The following is a 21,723-nucleotide window of genomic DNA, read 5'->3' as shown; positions in this document are numbered from 1 at the left end:
CTTTCAAAGCATCGCCCGCCAGCGGGCTCCTACGAAGCTGGAAAAAGCGAACGGGCGCATGGGCGCCCGTTCGCTCAACGCAGGATCGTGGATGATCAGTTCGGCAGCGACAGATCGTCCAGCAGCGCCTTCAGGAAGCGGGCGGCTTCACCGCCGGTGGCGGCGCGGTGGTCGAAGGTCAGGCTGATCGGCATGCGCCGGTGCACTTCGATGCCGCCCATCACCGCCACCACGTCGTGGCTGAGCTTGCCGGCGCCGACGATGGCGACGGTCGGCGGCACCACCACCGGCGTCGCGTAGCGGCCGGCGAACATGCCGAAATTGCTGAGGCTGATGGTGTAGCCGGACAGTTCCGAGGCGGGAATCGTGCGGTCCTCCACCTGCGTGCGCAGACGCTTGATCGCGGCGCGGATACCGGCAGCGTCGAGCACGTCGGCGTTGCGCAGCGCCGGCACGAACAGGCCGTCGTCGGTGTCCACCGCGATGCCAATGTCCACCTGCGGGTGCAGCGTGCGGGTGAGGTTCTTGCCGTCGAACCAGGCGTTCAGCGCCGGCACCGTCTTGCAGGCGAACACGATGGCGCGGATCAGCCGCGCGGTGATGTCCTGCTTGCCGATCCAGGCGTGCAGGTCGGCGTCGTCCACCAGCGTGGTCGGCACCACCTGAGCGTGGGCGTCGGCCATCACGCGGGCCATATTGCGGCGCACGCCCTTCAACTGTTCCGGCTGGCCGCTGGCGCTGACGCCTGGCGACGCGGTGCGCACCGGCTTGCCGGCGAGCGAGACCGGGCCGCGCTGCGGCTCTGGCTGCGGCAGCTCGGGCGCCAGGTGGCGACCGGCGGACGCGGGCACAGCGCGCGCCGGGGCGGCGCCGAGTGCCGCGGAGCCGTTCGCGGCGGCGTCCTTCACGTCCTTCATCGTCACCACGCCGTCGGCGCCACTGGGGCGCACGCGAGCCAGGTCGACCTTGAGCTTCTTCGCCAGCGCGCGCACCGCCGGTACCGCCTTCACGCCGCCGATGCTGGCGGCCTGCTCGACGTGCACGGTATTGCCGCTGACCATGGCGCCGACCACGGTGCCTTCGTCCTCGCGGTCCTTGCCGCCGGTCTCGACTTCACCACCCTCGTCGGAGGCGACCACCTTCTGGCCATCCTCCGGTGCGGGGCTGCCGACACTTTTCTTCGGGCCGTGGTGGTGGCCGGTGGCTTCGGCCTCGGCGCGCTGCTTCGCGTTCGGATCGGGCTCGAAATCGGCCAGCGCGGCGCCGGTCTCGATGATGTCGCCGGGCGCGCCGTACAGCTTGATGACCTTGCCGGTGTACGGCGAGGGCACGTCGACCACCGCCTTGGCGGTTTCCATCGAACACAGTGGGGCATCGAGCTTGATGTTGTCGCCCACCTTCACGTGCCACTCGACCACGGTCGCATCGGGCAGGCCTTCGCCGAGGTCGGGGAGGTAGAACGTCTTGATATCAGCCATGAGGTCGGATCCGTATGGTAGGGCGGGCACTGCCCGCCGGCTTTTGCTCAGGTCTTGCGTGGCCACGTGCGGTAGTGCGGCGGGCAGTGCCCGCCCTACGCGGCGTTTCTGCGCCGATTATGACGCTGCCAGCGTGCGCTTGGCCGCGTCGACGACGCGTTCCACGCTCGGCAGGTACTTCATTTCCAGGCGGAACAGCGGGATGTGCGTGTCGAAGCCGGTGACACGCTCGACCGGGGCGAGCAGGTCGTACAGGCATTCCTCGGCGACGCGCGCGGCGATCTCGGCGCCGAAGCCGGCGGTCTTCGGCGCTTCGTGCACGATCACGCAGCGGCCGGTCTTCTGTACCGACTCGGCGATGGTGTCGAAGTCCAGCGGGGTCAGCGTGGCCACGTCGATCACCTCGGCGCTGATGCCTTCGGCGGCCAGCGCATCGGCCGCTTCCAGCGCTTCCTTCACCTGTGCGCCCCAGCTGACGATGGTGACGTCGGTGCCGTCGCGCAGCACGAAGCACACGTCCAGCGGCAGCGCCTCGCCGTCGTCCGGCACCTCTTCCTTGTACTGTCGGTAGATGCGCTTGGGCTCGAAGAAGATCACCGGGTCGGGATCGCGGATCGCGGCCAGCAGCAGGCCGTAGGCGCGCGCCGGCGAGGACGGCAGCACCACGCGCAGGCCGGGGATGTTGGTGAACAGGTGCTCGTTCGCTTCCGAATGATGTTCCGGCGCGCGGATGCCGCCGCCCCACGGCGCGCGCCACACGGCCGGCACGGTGAGGCGGCCGCGGGTGCGGTTGCGCATGCGCGCGGCGTGGCAGGCGATGTGCTCCATCATCGGGTAGATGAAGCCTTCGAACTGCGCCTCGGCCACCGGCTTCATGCCCTGCACGGCCATGCCCACGGTGACGCCGGCGATGGTCATTTCGTCCAGCGGCGTGTCGATCACGCGCCATTCGCCGAATTTTTCCTGCAAACCTTGCGTGGCGCGGAACACGCCGCCGTTGACGCCCACGTCCTCGCCCAGCACCACGACGCTCGGGTCGTGCGCCATTTCGTAGGCGAGCGCCTGGGTAACCGCTTCGATGAGAGTGATCTGTGCCATGACTCAGTGGGCCTTGTTTTCAAGCGAGAGGACGTAGTCGCGCTGTTTCGCGAGATCGGCGGGGACTTCGGCGAAGATGTAGTCGAACATCGCCGTGACCGGCTGAGTCTTCGTTTCGAGGTAGGCGTTCACCTCGTTGTCCATCCAGTCGTCGCACTCGGCCTTCCAGGCTTCTTCCTTGGCGTCGTCCCACACGCCCTTGGCCACCAGCCAGTGCTTCAGGCGCTTCATCGGTTCCTTGGCCCAGGCTTCGTCGACTTCGTCCTTGCCGCGGTAGCGGCGCGCGTCGTCGGCGGTGGTGTGGTCGCCGAGACGATAGGTGACCAGTTCCAGCACGCTGCCGCCCTGGCCGTTGCGCGCGCGCTCCAGCGCGTCTTCCATCGCCTTGCGCACGGCGATGATGTCGTTGCCGTCCACCTGGATCGAGTAGAGGCCCGCCGCGATGCCTTTCTGGGCCAGCGTCTGCGCGCCGGACTGGATCTTGCGCGGTACCGAGATCGCCCACTGGTTGTTGACGATGGCGATCACCAGCGGCAGCTCGCGCGCGCCGGCCATGTTGATGGCGCCGTAGAAGTCGCCCTTGGACGAGCCGCCGTCGCCGATGGTGGCCACCGCCACGCGCTTCTCGCCGCGGATCTTGAACGCCAGCGCCGAGCCGGCCGCGTGCAGGCACTGCGTGGCGATCGGCACGCTCCAGGCGAAGTCGTGGCGTGCCGGTTCCTTCTGGTAGTCGTTGCCGCGCTCGTCGCCGCCCCAGTACATGTACACCTCGCGCGGCTGCACGCCGCGATAGAGCTGGGCGCCGTATTCGCGATAGCTCGGTGCGTACACGTCTTCCGGCCGCATCGCGCTGCCGATGCCCACATGCGCGGCCTCGTGGCCGAGGCAGCTGGCATAGGTGCCCAGCTTGCCGGTGCGCTGCAGCGCGATCGACTTGGCGTCGAACACGCGGGTGGACAGCATCAGCTTGTACAGCTCGACCATGTGGCCGAGGTCTTTCGCGAACTCGGGCAGATCATCACGGACCTGCTTGCCCTCGGCATCGAGGTATTGCAGGTATTCGATTTCAAACTTGGCGGCGATGGTCACGACTCGCTCCGGGGGTGGGAGAAGAAGATGGCTGGCGGTGGCATGGCTCCGACGCACGAGGCACAAACGACCGCACAAGACCGCGCTTGATAGCAGGCAGGGATGTTGCACTGCAAGGCACAGCGCAGCATGCGTGGGCGTACGGGCGGGCTGTCGCGGGCCGGCGCAGCGCCGTCGGTCCGCGCCACGCCGACCTTTCCGGCCGGGGCAAGGTAGCGACGATCGGACGCATCGGCCCTGCCCTGGATCAGCAATCCGGCGCACGCCTGCGGGCGGCCCGGATCGCGGGTGCTTGCCCCGGATCAGGACCCGCTGGGTGCGCAGCCGCTACCATGCACGTTTCCACCGTGCGGGGAGCACCATGACGGACAACCAGCGCGAGCTCGAGGCAGGCATCGAGCGCGACCTTTCCGGGCGCATGACCTATGCGAGCTATCTGCAGCTGGAGACGCTGCTGTCCGCGCAGCGGCCGGTATCCGACCCGCCTTACCACGACGAGATGCTGTTCATCGTGCAGCACCACGTGGCCGAGCTGTGGCTGAAGCTGTTGATCCACGAATTGCGCGCCGCGCTGGCGCTGCTGCGCGAGGACCATGCCGACCAGGCGCTGAAGGTGCTGGCGCGGGTGAAGCAGATCCAGCGCCAGCTGTTCGAGCAGTGGGCGGTGCTGGAGACAATGACGCCGCATGAGTACCTGGCCTTCCGCGATGCGCTGGGACCGTCGTCGGGTTTCCAGAGCGCGCAATACCGCACGGTGGAGTTCCTGCTGGGCAACAAGAACGCCGACATGCTGACGGTGTTCGAGCACGATCCGGCGATCCAGCAAGGCCTGCGCGACACGCTGCACGCGCCGGGCGTCTACGACGAGACGCTGCGCTGGCTGGCGCGGCGCGGCCATGCGGTGCCGCAGGAGCTGCTTGCGCGCGACGTCAGCCAGCCGTGGCAGCACAGCGAGGCGCTGCTGCCGGTGCTGCGCGCGATCTACGAGGCGCCGGAGCAGCACTGGGCCGAGTTCCATCTGTGCGAGACGCTGGTGGACATCGAGGAGAGCTTCCAGCTGTGGCGCTTCCGCCACATGAAGGCGGTGGAGCGCATCATCGGCTTCCGCCGCGGCACCGGCGGCTCCTCCGGCGTGGGCTTCCTGAAGAAGGCGCTGGACCTCACCTTCTTCCCCGAGCTGATCGAGGTGCGCACGGTGCTGGGCAGCTAGCGACGCGTGCTGCAGCGCATTTGACGGATGCGCGGCCTGCGGTTACATCTGCCCGTTCGCAAGATTTTTCGATCGACAGACCCCAGGGGACAGGCATGGGCAACACCACACTTCCCGGCGACGCCAGGCCGGTACCCGACTATCCGCAGCTGCTGGGCCACCCGCGCCCGCTGTGGATGCTGTTCATGTCGGAGTTCTGGGAGCGCTTTGCGTTCTACGGCATGCGCTGGGCGCTCACGCTGTACATCGTGGCGCAGTTCTACGAGGGCAACGACGCCGGCCAGGCGGACGCCAGCCGCACCTACGGCGCGTACCTGGCGCTGGTCTACGCCACCGCGGTATTCGGCGGCTACGTGGCCGACAAGATCCTCGGCTACCAGCGCTCGATCCTGCTCGGCGCGGTGGTGATGGCGGCCGGCCTGTTCATGGTGATGGTGCCGCACCACGCGGTGTTCATGCTCGGCCTGGCCACCATCATCGTGGGCAACGGCCTGTTCAAGCCGAACATCTCCTCGATGGTGGGCCAGCTTTACGCGCAGGGCGACTCGCGCCGCGACCGCGGCTTCACCCTGTTCTACATGGGCATCAACGCCGGCGCGCTGATCGCGCCGGTGCTGACCAGCATCCTCGCCAACAAGGTGTTCGGCACGCCCGGCCACCACAACTACCACGTGGTGTTCGCCGCCTCCGGCGTGGGCATGCTGATCAGCCTGGTGTGGTTCTGGTTCGGCCGCCGCCAGCTCGGCCCGGTCGGCCGCCCGGCGCCGGAGCAGGCCAGCCGCATGCGCGTGGTGTACGTGGTGCTCGGCGTGCTGGCGGCGATCCCGCTGGTCTACCTGCTGATGGACAAGGCCGGCGCGGTGGCGATCCAGTGGCTGCTGAGCGTGCTGTTCCTGGGCGTGGGCGTGATGCTGGTGGTCGAGGCGATCCGTACCGGCCGCGTGCAGATCCAGCGGGTGATCGCGATGCTGATCATCTTCACCTTCAACGTGCTGTTCTGGATGTTCTTCGAGCAGGCTGGCAGCTCGTTCAACTTCCTGGCGCAACATATCGTCGACCGCAACCTCGGCGGCTGGGAATTCCCGATCGGCTGGTTCCAGTCGGTCAACCCGGTGGCGATCGTGCTGCTGGCGCCGCTGATCTCGCTGGCCTGGGGCTGGCTGGACAAGCGCGGCGCCGAGCCTTCGATCCCGCGCAAGTTCGGCCTGGGCCTGATCGGCAACGCGCTGGGCTTCGCGGTGCTGATGTATGCGCTGTCGGCGCTGGTTGGCCAGGACGGCATGATCCCGCTGTGGACGCTGGTGCTGTGCTACGTGCTGCAGACCGCCGGCGAGCTGTGCCTGTCGCCGATCGGCCTGTCGATGGTGACCAAGCTGGCGCCGGTGCGGCTGGTCGGACTGGGCATGGGCGGCTGGTTCCTGTCCACCGCGATCGGCAACAACCTCGCCGGCCTGTTCGCCGGCCACGTCAGCGGCGAGACCGGCATGACCGTGGATTCGGCATTGTCCGGCTACACCATGGGCTTCTGGATCCTGCTCGGCGGCGGCATCGTGCTGTTCCTGGTTGCGCCGCTGATCAACAAGCTGATGCATGGGGTGCGCTGAGGGCCGGGAGTAGGGAACAGGGAATCGGAAGAGCAGCGCGACGCTTCGCTTCTTATCTATTCCCGATTCCCTACTCCCTATTCCCCGCCTCACAAACATTGACGCCATGCCAAGCGCCCGGTTACATCTGGGCGCTTGCGGCTGCCTGACGCATGCCGACGAGGGGATTGCATGAGCCAGACCAGCACCGCCGGCGATAGCGTGACCACGCCCGACTACCCGCAGCTGCTCGGCCATCCGCGCCCGCTGTGGATGCTGTTCATGACGGAGTTCTGGGAGCGCTTTGCCTACTACAGCGTGAGCTGGGCGCTGGTGCTGTACATCGTGGCGCAGTTCTTCCATGGCGATCCGGCCGGGCAGGGCTGGGCGGCCGGCATCTACGGCGCCTACACCGCGCTGATCTACGCCGCCTCGATCTTCGGCGGCTACGTGGCCGACCGGGTGATCGGCTACCAGCGCTCGATCCTGCTCGGCGCGGCAGTGATGGCGGCCGGCCTGTTCACCCTGCTGCTGCCGAGCAAGCCGCTGATGATGCTGGGGCTGGCGCTGGTGATCGCCGGCGACGGCCTGTTCAAGCCGAACATCTCCACCATGGTCGGCCAGCTCTACGGTCGCGACGATCCGCGCCGCGACCGCGGCTTCACCCTGTTCTACATGGGCATCAACGCCGGCGCGTTTGTGGCGCCGCTGCTCACCGGCTGGCTGGCCGCCACCTTTACCGACACGCCGATGCAGCAGAACTACCGCGTGGTGTTCGCCGCCGCCGGCGTGGGCATGCTGCTGAGCTTCCTGTGGTTCTGGTTCGGCCGCCGTGGGCTCAAGGGCGTGGGCCGTCCGCTGCCGGGCATGGAAAACCGCCTGCGCGTGCTGTGGGTGCTGATTGGCGCGGCGCTGGCGGTGCCGCTGATCTACGCGCTGCTCGCCTATGTCGGCGCCGACGGCCTGCAGTGGTTGCTCGGCGCGCTGTTCATCGGTGTGGCGGCGGCGCTGATCATCGAGGCGCGGCGCCACGATCGCGTGCAGCTGCACCGCGTGATCGCCATGCTGATCGTGTTCGGCTTCAGCGTGGTGTTCTGGACCTTCTATTTCCAGTTCGGCACCTCGCTGAACTTCCTGGCCGAGAACTGGGTGGATCGCGAGATGTTCGGCGGCTGGATCTTCCCGGTCGGCTGGTTCCAGTCGGTGACGCCGCTGGCGATCCTGGTGTTCGCGCCGCTGTTGACGCTGGTGTGGGGCATGTTCGCGCGACGCCATGCCGAGCCGTCGATCCCGCGCAAGTTCGGCTTCGGCCTGATTTTCAACGGGCTGGGTTTCGTGGTGCTGGTGTATGCGCTGAAGGAGTTGCTCGGCCCGACCGGACTGATCCCGTTCTGGCCGCTGGTGCTGTGCTACGTGATGCAGACGCTGGGCGAGCTGTGCCTGTCGCCGATCGGGCTGTCGATGGTGACCAAGCTGGCGCCGCCGCGCTTCGTGGGCCTGGCGATGGGCGGCTGGTTCCTCTCGCTGGCCGCGGGCGGCGACTTCTCCGGCCTGGTGGCGCGTTCGATCAGCGGCACGCACGGCATGACGGTGGCCTCGGCGCTGTCCGGCTTCAGTTTCTGTCTCTGGGTGCTGCTCGGCTCAGGCGCACTGCTGCTGGCGATCTCGCCGCTGATCAACCGGCTGATGCACGGGGTGCGCTGAGCCGCGCGGGAACGGAGCCCGTCCGCCGCCAGTGCGGCTCGGTTGCATGAAACTTTGGGCGAGGGAATCTGGTCGTGCCCTGCTGCTGCCGGTGCGAGACGGTTCGAATCGTGATCACGGCGCGGGCCGCGACCGTATCGCATCCGTGCCGGGAGGCGGGCGCGCTGCAGCGTACCTTTACCAGCGTTTCACACTTTCTCTACCAGTATCCTCGCGAAGGCATCGTCGCCCGGGCTGGTTTGTGTCAGCGGCGAGTCGTCATTGATCAGGTCGATTCCCGCGCGGGAGACGCTTCTGGCACAACCCGCCGGGCCACTTTATTGCAGTGGGGGTGCCGGTGTTGATCAAGAGCTCGAAGCAGGTCTCACGCTGGCGCAACCCCAAACGGTTCCCGGTATCCCGCAACTCGGGCGCATCCCCCGCCTCGCGCATCGAAGCGGGCGTGACCTGGCCCGAACCGGAAGGCGCCACCCGGGTGCAGCACCTGCAGGTGTACCGCTACGACCCTGATTCGGGGCGCAATCCACGCATCGATACCTATGCCATCGACCGCGACAAGTGCGGGCCGATGCTGCTGGACGCGCTGATCAAGATCAAGAACGAGATAGATCCCACGCTGACGTTTCGCCGTTCGTGTCGCGAGGGCGTGTGCGGCTCGTGTGCGATGAACATCGATGGCAGCAACTGGCTGGCGTGCATCCGCTCGCTCGACGAAATCAACGAGCCGGCCACGGTGTACCCGCTCAACAACATGGACGTGGTCAAGGACCTGGTCGGCGACCAGACCCACGCCCTGGCCCAGTACACCTCGATCAAGCCGTGGTTGCGCAGCAAGACGCCGGCCCCGACGCGCGAGCGTCTGCAGTCGCCGGAGGAGCGCAAGCGGCTGGACGGGGATTACGAGTGCATCCTGTGTTTCTGCTGTACCTCCGGTTGCCCCAGCCACTGGTGGAACGGCGATCGCTTCCTTGGGCCGGCGGTGCTGCTGCAGGCCCACCGCTGGCTGGTGGACAGCCGAGACGAAGCCACCGGCGAACGGCTGGACGAGCTGGAAGATCCGTTCAAGCTGTACCGCTGCCACACCATCCTCAATTGCACGCGCACCTGCCCCAAGGGGCTCAACCCCGGCAAGAAAATTGCCGAGGTCAAGCTGATGATCCAGCAGCGGCGCAGTTGAGCGATGGCCACGACCAGACTTCGTCCGCGCTCCCCGGACATCCAGATCTACAGGCCGCAGTTGACCTCGGTGCTGTCGATCCTGCACCGCATCACCGGCGTGCTGCTCAGCGTGGGCAGCGTGTTGCTGGTGGCGTGGCTGGTCGCGGTGGCGGATGGTGGCGACGCCTATGCCATGGCCGATCGCTGGCTGCATTCGTGGGTCGGCATGCTGTTGCTGCTGGGCTGGATCTTCGCGTTGTTCTACCACCTGTGCAACGGCATCCGGCACCTGGCCTGGGACCTGGATTTCGGCTTCGAGCTGGGCAGCATCTATCGCTCCGGCTGGACGGTGGTGGCGGTCAGCGTGATTCTGACCCTGCTTACCTGGACGCTCGGTCTGGCGGGTGGGGAATAGGCAAATGTCCGAATGGCACCGACGTGACCCGCTCAACCGCAACCCGGCTTCTGCCCGGGCCTCGGCGCTGTATCGCGCCATCGGCCTGGGTTCGGCCAAGTCCGGCGCACACCACTGGTGGCTGCAGCGGATGACCGCGGTGGCGCTGGTGCCGCTGTTGTTGTGGTTGGTGGTGTCGTTGCTTGCCCATGCCCGCGGTGGTCATCAGGCGGTGGCGCTCTGGCTGGGCCGGCCTGCGGTAGCCGTGACTATGGCCGTGCTGCTGGTGGCGCTGTTCTGGCACATGAAGCTGGGCCTGCGCGTGATCGTGGAGGATTACGTGCACGCCGACCGCGTGAAATTCGCGGCCCTGGCCGCGGTCGATCTGGTCTGCGTGGCGCTGATGGCGATCGGCGTGTTCACCAGCTTGTACCTGGCGTTTCGATAACCGCCCCCGCGCCACCGTTGATCGCCGGACAGGCGAACGGACGGGCGGCATGTTCCAGACTCGACGAGGAGATTTTCATGAGCAGCGACAGCTTCGGCACGCGCGACACGTTGACGGTCGACGGGACCCGTTATCAGATTTACCGGCTCGATCGGATCAAGACCGCGCACCGGCTGCCCTACAGCCTCAAGGTGCTGCTGGAAAACCTGTTGCGCAACGAGGATGGCCACCTGGTCACCCGCGAACAGATCCAGTCGCTGGCGGACTGGCAGCCCCGGGCCACCGGGCAGCAGGAAGTGCAGTACACGCCGGCGCGCGTGCTGATGCAGGATTTCACCGGCGTGCCGTGCGTGGTGGACCTGGTGGCGATGCGCGACGCGATCATCGCGCTGGGTGGCGATCCGCAGCAGATCAACCCGCTGGTACCCAGCGAGCTGGTGATCGATCACTCCGTCATCGTCGATGCGTTCGGCCAGAGCGACGCCTTTTCCATCAATGCGCAGCTTGAGTTCGAGCGCAACGTGGAGCGCTACCAGATGCTGCGCTGGGCGCAGCACGCGTTCGACAATTTCAAGGTGGTGCCGCCGGATACCGGCATCTGCCACCAGGTCAACCTGGAGTACCTGTCGCGCGTGGTGTTCACCCGCGAGGGACCGGACGGCATGCTGGCCTACCCCGATACGCTGGTCGGTACCGACTCACACACGCCGATGGTCAACGGACTGGGCGTGCTGGGCTGGGGCGTGGGCGGCATCGAGGCCGAGGCGGCCATGCTGGGACAGCCGATGAGCATGCTGATTCCGCAGGTGGTCGGCATCAAGCTGACCGGCGAGTTCCCGCCCGGCACCACCGCCACCGACCTGGTGCTGACCGTCGCCGAGTTGCTGCGCAAGACCGGCGTGGTCGGCAAATTTGTCGATTTCTACGGGCCGGGCGTGGCCCGCATCCCGCTGGCCAACCGCGCCACGCTGGGCAACATGAGCCCGGAATACGGCGCCACCTGCGCGATCTTCCCGATCGACGACGAAACCCTCGCCTACCTGCGCCTGACCGGTCGCCCCGAACATCAGGTGCGCCTGGTCGAGGCTTACGCCAAGGCGCAAGGCCTGTGGCATGACCCCGATCACGAAGCCGAATACTCGCAGACCCTTGAGCTGGATCTGGGCACGCTGGAGCCTTCCATTGCCGGGCCCAAGCGGCCGCAGGACCGCATCCCGGTACGGATTGCGCCCGGTGCCGTCGGCGCGCTGCTCGGCGGGCAGCCCTACGAGAAGGCGATCCTTGGCCGTCTGGACGAGGCCATCGACGAATCGTTTCCCGCCAGCGACCCGGTGTCGATCGTACGTGGCAGCGCCAGCGATGCGCCGCATGCCCCCGGCCATTGCGACATCGGTCACGACTGGCCGCACGCGCCGGTGGAGATCGCCATGGCCAGCGGCGGCAGCGCCCGACTGGACAACGGACACGTGGTCATCGCCGCCATCACCTCGTGCACCAACACCTCCAATCCGCTAGTGATGATCGGTGCCGGCCTGCTGGCCAAACGCGCGGTCGAGAAGGGCCTGAGCCGCAAACCCTGGGTCAAGACCTCGCTGGCGCCGGGTTCGCGCGTGGTCACGGATTACTACGACCGGGCCGGACTCACGCCGTACCTGGACCGGCTTGGCTTCAACCTGGTCGGCTACGGCTGCACCACCTGCATCGGCAACTCCGGCCCGTTGATTCCCGAAGTCGCCGCGGCGGTGGCCGAGCACGACCTCAACGTGTGCTCGGTACTCTCGGGCAACCGCAATTTCGAAGGGCGCATCCACCCGCAGTCGCAGATGAACTTCCTGGCCTCGCCGCTGCTGGTGGTGGCCTATGCGCTGGTGGGCACGATGCACACCAACCTGCTCAAGGACCCGCTGGGCACCGGCAGTGACGGCAAGCCGGTGTACCTGCGCGACATCTGGCCCTCGAACCGCGAGATCCAGGATGTCATCGACGCCTGCGTGAAGGCCGACATGTTCGCCAAGGGCTATGCCGACGTATTCGCCGGCGACGACAACTGGCGCAGCCTCAAGGTGCCCGGGGGGAACGCCTTCCAGTGGGATGCCGATTCCACCTATGTGCGCCAGCCGCCGTATTTCGACGGCGTGGGGCGCGAGCCGGCGCCGTTGACCGACATCCGCGGCGCGCGCGTGCTGGCCCGGCTAGGTGATTCGGTGACCACCGACCACATCAGTCCGGCCGGTGCGATCAAACTCGATTCACCGGCGGGCAAGTACCTCACCGAGCACGGCGTGGAGCGCAAGTATTTCAATTCCTACGGCTCGCGCCGCGGCAACCACGAGGTGATGATCCGCGGCACCTTCGCCAATATCCGCCTGCGCAATCAGCTGGCGCCGGGCACCGAAGGTGGCTTCACCCGCGACTTCACCCGGCCGGGCGCCCCGGTGAGCACGATCTTCGACGCCTCGGTCAACTACCTTGCCGCCGGCACGCCGCTGGTGATCCTGGCCGGCAAGGAATACGGCTCCGGTTCGTCGCGCGACTGGGCGGCGAAAGGCACCGCGCTGCTCGGTGTGCGGGCGGTGATCGCGCAGTCTTACGAACGTATCCACCGCTCCAACCTGATCGGCATGGGCGTGCTGCCGCTGCAGTTCCAGGAGGGCCAGAATGCGGACACGCTGGGCCTGTCCGGCGAGGAGACCTTCGAGATCGCCGGCCTGGCCGGCCGCGAGGCGCTGCCGCACAGTGTGCGCGTGAAAGCCACCGACGCGCAGGGCAAGGAACACGTGTTCGACACCATCGTGCGCATCGACACGCCTGCCGAGGCGGCCTATTACCGTCACGGCGGTATCCTGCCGTACATGCTGCGTCAGCTGCTGGATGCCGCGCCGGCTTCCGCCACGACGTGAGCCGCCCATGCCCTCGCCCGGCAGGCTGGCCGGGCGGCGGCTGACCGGGTTGTCTGCAGGGCGCCCCGGGCGACGCCAGCGTCGGTTGTCAGCCGCCATTGGCCAGCAGCTTGTCCAGAATCCGGGTCAGCCAGGCCCGCTCCTCCGCGTCGAGTTTCGCCAGCACCTCGCGCTCGCGCGCGCGCGCCATCGGCGCCACTTCGTTGTGCACGGCCCAGCCAGCGTCGGTGAGGCTGAGTACCGAGCGACGCTTGTCGTTGTCGTGTACCGCGCGATCGACCCGGCCGGCCTCGACCAGCCGCGCCAGCGCGCGGCTCACCGCCACCTTGTCCATCGCGGTGCGCTCGGCCACCTCGCGCGCGGACAGGCCCGCGTAGCGCCCCAGCACCGCCATCACCCGCCATTCGGTCACCGGGAGGTCGAAACGGCTCTGGTAGTCGTCGGCGATCGCCTGGCTGACCGTGTTGGACAGGATCGACAGCCGGTACGGCAGGAAGTGTTCCAGTTGCAGCGGGGCATGCTCGGCCGTGGCAGGGGCGGGCTTGTGCTTGGCGGGCATTGCGGCAGTGATCCTTGCAAATGGTTTCAAATGAAACTATAACGCAAGGCCAATCTTGCGGGTGGCACGCTTGCGTGCAGCCATCGTGCACCGACTCAGAGGAGAGCGCCATGAACGCCCAGCCCAACCCCGGCATGCAGGTCACCACGTTCGAGAATCCGATGGGTATCGACGGCTTCGAGTTCGTCGAGTTCGCCGCCCCGGCCGGCCGCGCCCCCGAGTTGCACGCGCTGTTCAAGCGGATGGGTTTCAGTGCCGTGCTGAAGCACAAGACCCGCGCGATCACCGTCTACCGGCAGAACGGAGTGAACCTGCTGGTCAACGAGGATCCCGATTCGTTCGCTGCCGATTTCGCCGCGAAACACGGCCCCAGCGCCTGCGGCTTCGCGATCCGTTTCAGCAGGCCAGTGGCCGACGTCGAGGCGGCGGTGCTGGCCAACGGCGGCGAGGCGGTCACGCACAAGCCGGACAGTCGCGCGCTCGAGGTGCCGGTGGTCAAGGGCATCGGCGACTGCATGCTGTACCTGGTGCCGCGAGCGGGCGACGCCTACGCCGCCGACTACGCGCCGATCCCCGGTGCTGACCCGAACCCGAAGGGCTACGGTCTCACCTTCATCGACCACCTCACCCACAACCTGCATTTCGGCAACATGCAGCAGTGGTCGGACTACTACGAGAAGCTGTTCAACTTCCGCGAGATCCGCTACTTCGACATCAAGGGCGCCAAGACCGGCCTGGTGTCCAAGGCGATGACCGCACCGGACGGCATCGTGCGCATCCCGCTGAACGAGTCGAACGACCCGAAGAGCCAGATCAACGAGTACCTCGACGCCTACCACGGCGAGGGCATCCAGCACATCGCCTGCTTCACCGACGACATCTACGCCACGGTGGAGGCGATGCGCGCGGCCGGCGTGGAATTCCTCGACACGCCGGACACCTATTTCGAGGTGGTGGACCTGCGCATCCCGAACCATGGCGAGGACGTGCCGCGTCTGGCCAGGAACAAGATCCTGATCGACGCCGACCAGGAGACGAAGAAGCGCCTGCTGCTGCAGATCTTCACCCAGAACGCGATCGGCCCGATCTTCTTCGAGATCATCCAGCGCAAGGGCAACGAAGGCTTCGGCGAGGGTAACTTCCAGGCGTTGTTCGAGAGCATCGAGCGCGACCAGATCAAGCGCGGGGTGCTGTAAATCCGAAGATCTGCGCGCCCTTCGACTCCGCAGCTACGCTCAGGGTGAACGGTTCAGGTGAAATCCGTTCACCCTGAGCGTAGGCCCGAAGGGCCGAAGTCGAAGGGCCGTCGATCAAGTCTCCGGCAGGGAAGCCGGCAAAATGGAATTCACCCTCTACATCCTCGAATGCGCCGACGGCAGCTTCTACATCGGCCATACCGACGATCTGGGCAAGCGGCTGGCGCAGCATGACGAAGGCAGGGGCTGCGTCTACACCTCGACCCGTCGCCCGTTGAAATTGCTTCACACGGAAGGTTTTGAAACGCGTTACGAAGCCCTGACCATGGAGCGCAAGCTGAAAGGCTGCAGTCGAGCGAAGAAACTGGCGTACATGGCGGGTGATTGGAAGGCGATCGGCGACTTGTCCAAGGGCAGACATCAGCATCAACGCTCGTCTTGAGGCGCTTCGACTCCGCTTGCTGCGCAAGCTACGCTCAGCGTGAACGGTGTGGTGGGATGGGTTTCCTGAACCGATCTCCCTGAGCGTAGGCCCGAAGGGTCGGAGTCGAAGGGCAAACCGTATCGAAAATTCGGAGCATCCGCAGTGAATCTGTCACCGCACTACCAATCCGGTTTCGCCAACGAATTCGCCAGCGAGGCCATTCCCGGCACCTTGCCGCAGGGCCAGAACTCGCCGCAGCGCGTGGCGCACGGCCTGTACGCCGAGCAGTTGTCCGGCACTGCGTTCACCGCGCCGCGGCACCAGAACCGGCGCAGCTGGCTGTACCGCATCCGTCCGGCGGCGGTGCACGAGCCCTTCGCGCCGCTGGCGCACACCAGCTTCCACAACCGCTTCGACGAGGCGCCGGCCACGCCGAACCCGCTGCGCTGGGATCCGCTGGCGCTGCCCGCGGCGCCCACCGACTTCCTCGACGGCCTGGTGACGATTGCCGGCAACGGCGGCCCGGCCGAGCAGGCCGGCATCGGCATCCACTTGTATGCGGCCAACCGCTCGATGCAGCGGCGCTTCTTCTACGACGCCGACGGCGAGCTGCTGATCGTGCCGCAGCAGGGCCGGCTGCATTTGGCCACCGAGCTGGGCGTGATCGAGCTGGAGCCGCAGGAGATCGCGGTGATTCCGCGTGGCGTGCGCTTCCGCGTGGAGCTGCCCGACGGCGAGGCGCGCGGCTATGTCTGCGAGAACTTTGGCGCGCTGCTGCGCCTGCCGGAGCTGGGCCCGATCGGCTCGAATTGCCTGGCCAACGCACGCGACTTCCTCACCCCGGTGGCGGTGTTCGAGGACGTCGAAGGCACGTTCGAGCTGGTGGCGAAATTCCAGGGCGCGCTGTGGACGGCCGCGATCGGCCACTCGCCGCTGGACGTGGTGGCCTGGCACGGCAACTACGCGCCGTACAAGTACGACCTGCGCCGCTTCAACGCGATCGGTTCGATCAGCGTCGACCATCCCGATCCGTCGATCTTCACCGTGCTGACCTCGGCCAGCGACACGCCCGGCACGGCGAACGTGGATTTCGCGATCTTCCCGCCGCGCTGGCTGGTGGCGGAGCATACGTTCCGGCCGCCGTGGTTCCACCGCAACGTGGCCAGCGAGTTCATGGGCCTGATCACCGGCGTGTACGACGCCAAGGCCGAGGGTTTCGTGCCGGGTGGCGGCTCGCTGCACAACTGCATGATCGGTCACGGCCCGGACGCGGCCACCTTCGAGAAGGCCTCGGCCGCGGACCTCTCGAAGCCCGACGTGATCGGCGGCACCATGGCCTTCATGTTCGAGACGCGCAAGGTGATCCGCCCCACCCGGCAGGCGCTGGACGCGCCGCAGCTGCAGCGCGACTACTACCGATGCTGGCAGGATATCGGCAAGCACTTCGCGCCGTGACGGCGACTCATCCACGCATCTGACACAAGGCAGCACGATGAAACTCGGATCTCTCAAGGAAGGCGGCCGCGACGGCACGCTGGTGGTGGTCAGCCGCGACCTTTCCCGCGCGGCGAAGGCGGATGGCATCGCGTCGACGCTGCAGGCGGCACTGGAAGACTGGTCGAATGCGGCGCCGCGCCTGAACGCGCTGTCCGACGCTCTGAACGCCGGCGCCGCGCCTGGCGCGTTCGCGCTGGACCTCGCCGCGCTGGCCGCGCCACTGCCGCGCGCCTACGAGTTCGTCGACGGTTCGGCCTACCTGCCGCACGTGGAGCGCGTGCGCAAGGCGCGCGGCGCCGAGGTGCCGGCCTCGTTCTACACCGACCCGCTGATGTACCAGGCCACCAGCGCCGGCTTCCTCGGCCCGCGCGACCCGGTGGTGGTGCCCAGCGAGGACTACGGCATCGACCTGGAGGCCGAGGTGGTGGTGGTCACCGACGACGTGCCGATGGCGGTCACGCCGGTGCAGGCGTCCGAACACATCCAGCTGGTCGGGCTGGTCAACGACGTCAGCTTGCGCGGGCTGATCCCGGGTGAGCTGGCCAAAGGCTTCGGCTTCCTGCAGAGCAAGCCGCGCTCGGCGCTGTCGCCGGTGCTGGCGACACCGGACGAGCTGGGCGAGGCGTGGGCCGGCGACAAGCTGCACCTGCCGATGCGCACCTGGCTGAACGGCGCCTGGTTCGGCGAGGCCGAATGCGGCGTGGACATGCAGTTCTCGTTCGCCGAACTGGTGGCACACGTGGCGAAAACCCGCCCGCTCACCGCCGGCACCATCGTCGGTTCCGGCACCATCGCCAACCAGGACACCGGCAAGGGCGCTTCCTGCCTGGCCGAGCAGCGCACGGTGGAAACCCTGCGCGACGGCCAGCCGAGCACGCCGTTCCTGAACTTCGGCGACCGCCTGAAGATCGACGTCACCGACGCCGCCGGCGCCTCGGTCTTCGGTGCCATCGAGCAGCGGATCGAAGCGTACCGGCGCTGAGGCACGCCGCCGGCGCTGCGGCAGGTCGCCGCGACCGGCGTGCGAATTGACCCGGATCAAGGCATGCTGGCTGGCCCACCGACAGACTCGCCAGCATGGCCATTCCCATCGTTCCTCCCGAATTCGATCCGGCGCTGATTGCCCGCTACGACGTGGCGGGGCCGCGCTATACCAGCTACCCGACCGCGCCGCAGTTCAAGGCCGAGTTCGACGAGGCGGCCCTGCGCGCGGTGATCCGCGCTTCCAACGAGGAGCCGATTCCGCGCCCGCTGTCGGTGTACGTGCACGTGCCGTTCTGCATGAGCCCGTGCTTCTATTGCGGCTGCAACCGGGTGATTACCCGCGACGTAACCCAGGCCGACCGTTACCTGGAACGGCTGTACCGCGAGATCGAGCTGATCGCGCCGCTGTTCGACCGCGACCGCCCGGTGCGCCAGCTGCATTTCGGCGGTGGCACGCCGAACTTCCTCGACACCGCGCACATGGGTGAGCTGCTGGAGTCGCTGGCGCGGCATTTCAGCTTCAGCCACACGGCGGATCGCGAGTACGGCATCGAGATCGACCCACGCTTCGCCGACGCCGCCTACATCCGCGCCATGGGCGAGCTGGGCTTCAATCGCATCTCGGTGGGCATCCAGGATTTCGATCCAGTGGTGCAGAAGGCGGTGAACCGGATCCAGAGCTTCGAGCAGACCCGTGAGGTGATCGAGGCGGCGCGGACCTCGGGTTTCCGCTCGGCCAGCGTCGACCTGATCTACGGCCTGCCGTTCCAGAGCGTGGACGGGTTCAGCCGCACGCTGGACCAGGTGGTAGCGCTGAACCCGGACCGGGTGGCGGTGTACGGCTATGCGCACCTGCCGGAGATGTTCAAGGCGCAGCGGCAGATCGACGCCGCCGATCTGCCCGACGCGGCCACCCGGCTGGCGCTGTTCGGCCGCGCGCTGGAGCACCTGTCGGCGGCCGGCTACGTCTACATCGGCATGGACCATTTCGCCAAGGCCAGCGACGAGCTGGTGCTGGCGCAGCGTGCCGGCACGCTGCAACGCAACTTCCAGGGCTATTCGACGCACGGCGACTGCGACATCGTGGGTCTCGGCGTCAGCGCGATCGGCCGCATCGGCGACAGCTACAGCCAGAACGCGCGCGACCTGATCGGCTACTACGCGGCGCTGGACGCCGGCCGCCTGCCGCTGATGCGCGGGCTGCAGCTGGACGAGGACGACCTGATCCGGCGTGAACTGATCAACGAACTGATGTGCCACGGTAGCGTGGACAAGCAGGCGTTCGGCGCGCGCCACCGGCTGCTGTTCGACGAATACTTCGCACGCGAGCGGCAGCGCCTGGTGCCGCTGGTCGAGGACGGGCTGGTCACGGAAAATCCACGCGAGATCCGGGTCACCTCGCGGGGACGGCTGCTGTTGCGTATCATCGCCATGTGCTTCGACGCCTACCTGGACGACGCGGCACAGGCCCCACGCTACTCGCGCGTGATCTGATCCACGCAGCCCCAACCCGGCAGCCCATCACCATCATGCAATCCAAGTCCCTGGCAGGTCGTCTGCCCGAGCCGCCCAGCCCGATTGCCGACGACGGCGACGAGACGCGCTTCTGCGGCACCTGCGCGTTCTCCAGCGCGTGCATTGCGGCCGGCTACGACAAGCCGGAACTGGCCGAGCTGCAGTGCCTGGTCGAGCACGTCGGTCCGTTCCGCGCCGGCGAGCACATCTTCCGCACCGGCGATCCGTTCCGCGCGATCTTCGCCGTGCGGGCGGGTACGGTGAAGACCCGCATGGTCGACAAGGAAGGCCGCGAGCAGGTGCTGGGCTTCTACCTGCCCGGCGAGGTGATCGGCCTCAACGCGATCTACCCCGAGCATTTCCCCTGCGACGCGGTGGCACTGGATACCGCCTACTTCTGCCGCTTCTCGTTCCCCGCGATGAGCGCGCTGGCCTCGCGCATTCCTGCCGTGCAGCAGCACCTGTTCCGCATGCTGAGCAAGGAGCTGGGTACCGCCAGCCTGCTCGCCGGCGACCACAGCGCCGACGAGCGCGTTGCCGCGTTCCTGATGGACCTGGCCGGCCGCTATGCCGTGCGCGGCTTCTCCGCCACCCGCTTCCACCTCAGCATGTCGCGCGGCGACATCGCCAACTACCTGCGCCTGGCCGCGGAAACCGTCAGCCGGGTGCTCAGCCGCTTCCGCAGCCAGCGGTTGATCGAGATCGAGGGGCGCGAGCTGGAGCTGCTGAATCCGAAGAAGCTGCGCGAGATCGGGCAGGCGCTGCTGCCGGAGTGAGCGCCGCGAGGCGCTCCGCGTGGCTGACCCAGATCAGTGTCCGCGCGGGTGTTAACCTGCCACCATGGTGAATCATTCTCGTTCGAGTTGGCATCGGCATGGCTGAATCACGATCTCCCGCGGCGGAAGCGGTCGCACCGGCGCAGCTGACGGCGCTGCTGGCTTCCGCGCCGCATCGGCCGCTGTTTCTGGCCGGCACCGTCGCGGTGTTGCTCAGCATGACCTGGTGGGCGGTGGAGCTGACCTGGATGCGCTTCGGCCTGGCCGGCTGGCCGCAGCCGTCGATACCGCCCGGTTGGGCGCACGCCATGCTGATCCAGTACGGCCTGTTCCCGCTGTTCATGTTCGGCTTCCTGATGACCACGTTCCCGCGCTGGCTGGGGCGGCCGGACCTGCCGAAGACGCGTTACCTGCCGGTGGCCGGCGGCGTGTTCGGCGGCTACGTGCTGGCGAACGTCGGCCTGCTCGACCTGCCGTGGCTGTTGAAGCTCGGCGTCGCCATGATGCTGGCCGGCTACCTGATTGGCGTGTGGACGCTGGGCGGGGTGCTGCGTGCGTCGGTGGCCGAGCGCAAGGGCCATGCGCGTTCCTGCCTGATGGCGTTGAGCCTGGGCTGCCTGGGGCTGGCGGTGTTCCTGGCCTACCTGTTCGGCGCACCGGCGGAGTGCGCGCTGCTGGCGATCAAGCTGGGCACTTACGGCCTGCTGCTGCCAATCTATTTCACGGTGATGCACCGCATGCTTCCGTTCTTCACCGGTAACATGGTGAAGGGCTACAAGGTGATCCGCCCGGACTGGAGCATGCCGGTGGTGTGGGTGCTGCTGCTGGCGCACCTGCTGCTGGAATGGCGCGGCGCGCTGGGTTGGCTGTGGCTGGTCGATGTGCCGCTGGCGCTGGTGTTTGCGTGGCACTCGCTGACCTGGCAGCCGTGGAAAGCCATGCACCCGGGCATCCTGGCTGTGCTGCACCTGGCGTTCGCATGGCTGCCGGTGGCGTTCGTGCTCTACGCGGTGCAGGACGTGGCGTACGCGACCAGCGGGCATCTGATCCTCGGCCGCGCGCCGCTGCATGCGCTGGGCATCGGCTTCTTCGGCTCGATGCTGGTGGCCATGGTGACCCGGGTGACCCAGGGCCATTCCGGCCGGCCGCTGCAGATGGGCGCCGTGGCCTGGCTGTGCTTCGCCCTGCTGCAGGTGGTGGCGCTGCTGCGCATCCGTGCCGAGCTGGGCGGCGACGTCTACCTGTGGCTGGTGATCGCCGCCTACGGCTGGCTGCTGGCGTTCCTGCCGTGGGTGTTGCGCTCGGCATGGATCTACCTGACCCCGCGGGCAGACGGCAAGCCGGGTTGAGGGGCGTGGTGCGGGCCGCGGCAGGGTGACGCAGTGCGGTTCCAGCGGACTCCGGATTGACTCAGGTCAGTAGCACAATCGGGCGCTTGCCTAGGCTAGGATGTGCAGGAATCCACGGAGGCCGCCCATGTCACGTTCACCGCTCCTCGTCGTCGCTGCCGCCGCGTTCCTGACGCTGGCGGCCTGCTCCGGCAAGCCGCAGGCCGCGGCCAAGACGGATGCCACCCCGATCGCCAACGCCCCGGCCGAGCACACCATCCGCGGTGACTTCGGTCCGCCGCAGGGCGAGCCGATCAAGGCGGTGCTGACCAGCCCGCCGCACGTACCGCCGCCGATCCATCGCAACTACCCGGCGAAGGTG

18 protein-coding genes and 1 pseudogene are annotated in these 21,723 nt (G+C 67.4%); 15 read left to right on the top strand and 4 right to left on the bottom strand.

Annotation, left to right across the window (positions count from 1 at the left end; all coding sequences use genetic code 11):
* Positions 1–95 precede the first annotated feature (95 nt).
* The 3 genes from UUA_RS13800 to pdhA all read right to left on the bottom strand — a co-directional run bounded on the left by UUA_RS13800 (position 96) and on the right by pdhA (position 3,665).
* Positions 96–1,478 carry a dihydrolipoamide acetyltransferase family protein gene (locus UUA_RS13800; protein ID WP_008437914.1) on the bottom strand — a complete coding sequence of 461 codons (1,383 nt, stop codon included), beginning with the start codon at positions 1,476–1,478 and terminating at the stop codon, positions 96–98.
* A gap of 117 nt (positions 1,479–1,595) precedes the next feature.
* On the bottom strand, positions 1,596–2,576 hold the full coding sequence (locus tag UUA_RS13795; RefSeq protein WP_008437900.1) for an alpha-ketoacid dehydrogenase subunit beta: 981 nt from the start codon (positions 2,574–2,576) through the stop codon (positions 1,596–1,598).
* A gap of 3 nt (positions 2,577–2,579) precedes the next feature.
* A complete protein-coding gene (gene pdhA / locus UUA_RS13790) occupies positions 2,580–3,665 on the bottom strand; it encodes a pyruvate dehydrogenase (acetyl-transferring) E1 component subunit alpha (protein ID WP_008437899.1) in 1,086 nt (361 codons plus the stop codon).
* A gap of 361 nt (positions 3,666–4,026) precedes the next feature.
* On the opposite strand from pdhA, the gene UUA_RS13785 reads away from it, so the two are divergent.
* The 7 genes from UUA_RS13785 to acnA all read left to right on the top strand — a co-directional run bounded on the left by UUA_RS13785 (position 4,027) and on the right by acnA (position 13,062).
* Positions 4,027–4,875: a tryptophan 2,3-dioxygenase gene (locus UUA_RS13785; protein WP_008437898.1), complete on the top strand. Its 849-nt coding sequence runs from the start codon at positions 4,027–4,029 to the stop codon at positions 4,873–4,875.
* Between the two features lie 95 nt (positions 4,876–4,970).
* Complete coding sequence (locus tag UUA_RS13780) at positions 4,971–6,479, top strand: peptide MFS transporter (RefSeq protein ID WP_008437897.1); 1,509 nt, start codon at positions 4,971–4,973, stop codon at positions 6,477–6,479.
* 171 nt (positions 6,480–6,650) lie between these two features.
* Complete coding sequence (locus UUA_RS13775) at positions 6,651–8,162, top strand: peptide MFS transporter (RefSeq protein WP_008437896.1); 1,512 nt, start codon at positions 6,651–6,653, stop codon at positions 8,160–8,162.
* A gap of 442 nt (positions 8,163–8,604) precedes the next feature.
* Entirely contained in the window at positions 8,605–9,339 is a 735-nt protein-coding gene (locus UUA_RS13770) for a succinate dehydrogenase iron-sulfur subunit (protein ID WP_268793795.1), read from the top strand.
* A 3-nt stretch (positions 9,340–9,342) separates the two neighbouring features.
* Entirely contained in the window at positions 9,343–9,735 is a 393-nt protein-coding gene (gene sdhC, locus UUA_RS13765; RefSeq protein ID WP_008437894.1) for a succinate dehydrogenase, cytochrome b556 subunit, read from the top strand.
* Positions 9,736–9,739: 4 nt separating this feature from the next.
* Positions 9,740–10,162, top strand: coding sequence for a succinate dehydrogenase, hydrophobic membrane anchor protein (sdhD, locus tag UUA_RS13760; protein ID WP_008437893.1), 423 nt, complete (start codon positions 9,740–9,742; stop codon positions 10,160–10,162).
* A gap of 77 nt (positions 10,163–10,239) precedes the next feature.
* Positions 10,240–13,062 carry an aconitate hydratase gene (gene acnA / locus UUA_RS13755; protein WP_008437892.1) on the top strand — a complete coding sequence of 941 codons (2,823 nt, stop codon included), beginning with the start codon at positions 10,240–10,242 and terminating at the stop codon, positions 13,060–13,062.
* An 88-nt stretch (positions 13,063–13,150) separates the two neighbouring features.
* Here acnA and UUA_RS13750 read toward each other — a convergent pair whose 3' ends face one another.
* On the bottom strand, positions 13,151–13,621 hold the full coding sequence (locus UUA_RS13750) for a MarR family winged helix-turn-helix transcriptional regulator (protein WP_008437891.1): 471 nt from the start codon (positions 13,619–13,621) through the stop codon (positions 13,151–13,153).
* Between the two features lie 134 nt (positions 13,622–13,755).
* On the opposite strand from UUA_RS13750, the gene hppD reads away from it, so the two are divergent.
* The 8 genes and pseudogenes from hppD to UUA_RS13710 all read left to right on the top strand — a co-directional run.
* Positions 13,756–14,817: a 4-hydroxyphenylpyruvate dioxygenase gene (gene hppD, locus UUA_RS13745; RefSeq protein ID WP_008437890.1), complete on the top strand. Its 1,062-nt coding sequence runs from the start codon at positions 13,756–13,758 to the stop codon at positions 14,815–14,817.
* 142 nt (positions 14,818–14,959) lie between these two features.
* On the top strand, positions 14,960–15,259 hold the full coding sequence (locus tag UUA_RS13740) for a GIY-YIG nuclease family protein (RefSeq protein WP_008437889.1): 300 nt from the start codon (positions 14,960–14,962) through the stop codon (positions 15,257–15,259).
* A gap of 144 nt (positions 15,260–15,403) precedes the next feature.
* A complete protein-coding gene (gene hmgA, locus UUA_RS13735) occupies positions 15,404–16,696 on the top strand; it encodes a homogentisate 1,2-dioxygenase (RefSeq protein WP_008437888.1) in 1,293 nt (430 codons plus the stop codon).
* Positions 16,697–16,733: 37 nt separating this feature from the next.
* Positions 16,734–17,720 (top strand): fumarylacetoacetate hydrolase family protein, encoded by a 987-nt coding sequence (locus tag UUA_RS13730; RefSeq protein ID WP_008437887.1) that lies wholly within the window; start codon positions 16,734–16,736, stop codon positions 17,718–17,720.
* Between the two features lie 95 nt (positions 17,721–17,815).
* Positions 17,816–19,216, top strand: a complete 1,401-nt coding sequence (hemN, locus tag UUA_RS13725) for an oxygen-independent coproporphyrinogen III oxidase (RefSeq protein WP_008437886.1) — start codon at positions 17,816–17,818, stop codon at positions 19,214–19,216.
* Between the two features lie 35 nt (positions 19,217–19,251).
* Positions 19,252–20,013 carry a helix-turn-helix domain-containing protein gene (locus UUA_RS13720; protein WP_008437885.1) on the top strand — a complete coding sequence of 254 codons (762 nt, stop codon included), beginning with the start codon at positions 19,252–19,254 and terminating at the stop codon, positions 20,011–20,013.
* A gap of 98 nt (positions 20,014–20,111) precedes the next feature.
* Positions 20,112–21,362, top strand: coding sequence for an NnrS family protein (locus tag UUA_RS13715; RefSeq protein WP_008437884.1), 1,251 nt, complete (start codon positions 20,112–20,114; stop codon positions 21,360–21,362).
* A 127-nt stretch (positions 21,363–21,489) separates the two neighbouring features.
* Positions 21,490–21,723: pseudogene (locus UUA_RS13710) on the top strand (copper-containing nitrite reductase); the annotation flags it as partial.

It is taken from the genome of Rhodanobacter thiooxydans LCS2, from assembly GCF_000264375.1.
Taxonomy (GTDB): domain Bacteria; phylum Pseudomonadota; class Gammaproteobacteria; order Xanthomonadales; family Rhodanobacteraceae; genus Rhodanobacter; species Rhodanobacter thiooxydans.
The sequence above is the reverse complement of the archived record's forward strand: the minus strand, read 5'-3'. Positions and strand labels throughout refer to the sequence as shown.

Coding starts and splice junctions, on each gene's coding strand:
- UUA_RS13775 (WP_008437896.1), top strand. CDS start 6,651: ATGAGCCAGACCAGCACCGCCGGCGATAGCGTGACCACGCCCGACTAC.
- UUA_RS13720 (WP_008437885.1), top strand. CDS start 19,252: ATGCAATCCAAGTCCCTGGCAGGTCGTCTGCCCGAGCCGCCCAGCCCG.
- acnA (WP_008437892.1), top strand. CDS start 10,240: ATGAGCAGCGACAGCTTCGGCACGCGCGACACGTTGACGGTCGACGGG.
- UUA_RS13750 (WP_008437891.1), bottom strand. CDS start 13,621: ATGCCCGCCAAGCACAAGCCCGCCCCTGCCACGGCCGAGCATGCCCCG.
- sdhD (WP_008437893.1), top strand. CDS start 9,740: ATGTCCGAATGGCACCGACGTGACCCGCTCAACCGCAACCCGGCTTCT.
- UUA_RS13795 (WP_008437900.1), bottom strand. CDS start 2,576: ATGGCACAGATCACTCTCATCGAAGCGGTTACCCAGGCGCTCGCCTAC.
- hppD (WP_008437890.1), top strand. CDS start 13,756: ATGCAGGTCACCACGTTCGAGAATCCGATGGGTATCGACGGCTTCGAG.
- UUA_RS13730 (WP_008437887.1), top strand. CDS start 16,734: ATGAAACTCGGATCTCTCAAGGAAGGCGGCCGCGACGGCACGCTGGTG.
- hemN (WP_008437886.1), top strand. CDS start 17,816: ATGGCCATTCCCATCGTTCCTCCCGAATTCGATCCGGCGCTGATTGCC.
- UUA_RS13780 (WP_008437897.1), top strand. CDS start 4,971: ATGGGCAACACCACACTTCCCGGCGACGCCAGGCCGGTACCCGACTAT.
- UUA_RS13715 (WP_008437884.1), top strand. CDS start 20,112: ATGGCTGAATCACGATCTCCCGCGGCGGAAGCGGTCGCACCGGCGCAG.
- sdhC (WP_008437894.1), top strand. CDS start 9,343: ATGGCCACGACCAGACTTCGTCCGCGCTCCCCGGACATCCAGATCTAC.
- UUA_RS13785 (WP_008437898.1), top strand. CDS start 4,027: ATGACGGACAACCAGCGCGAGCTCGAGGCAGGCATCGAGCGCGACCTT.
- UUA_RS13740 (WP_008437889.1), top strand. CDS start 14,960: ATGGAATTCACCCTCTACATCCTCGAATGCGCCGACGGCAGCTTCTAC.
- UUA_RS13800 (WP_008437914.1), bottom strand. CDS start 1,478: ATGGCTGATATCAAGACGTTCTACCTCCCCGACCTCGGCGAAGGCCTG.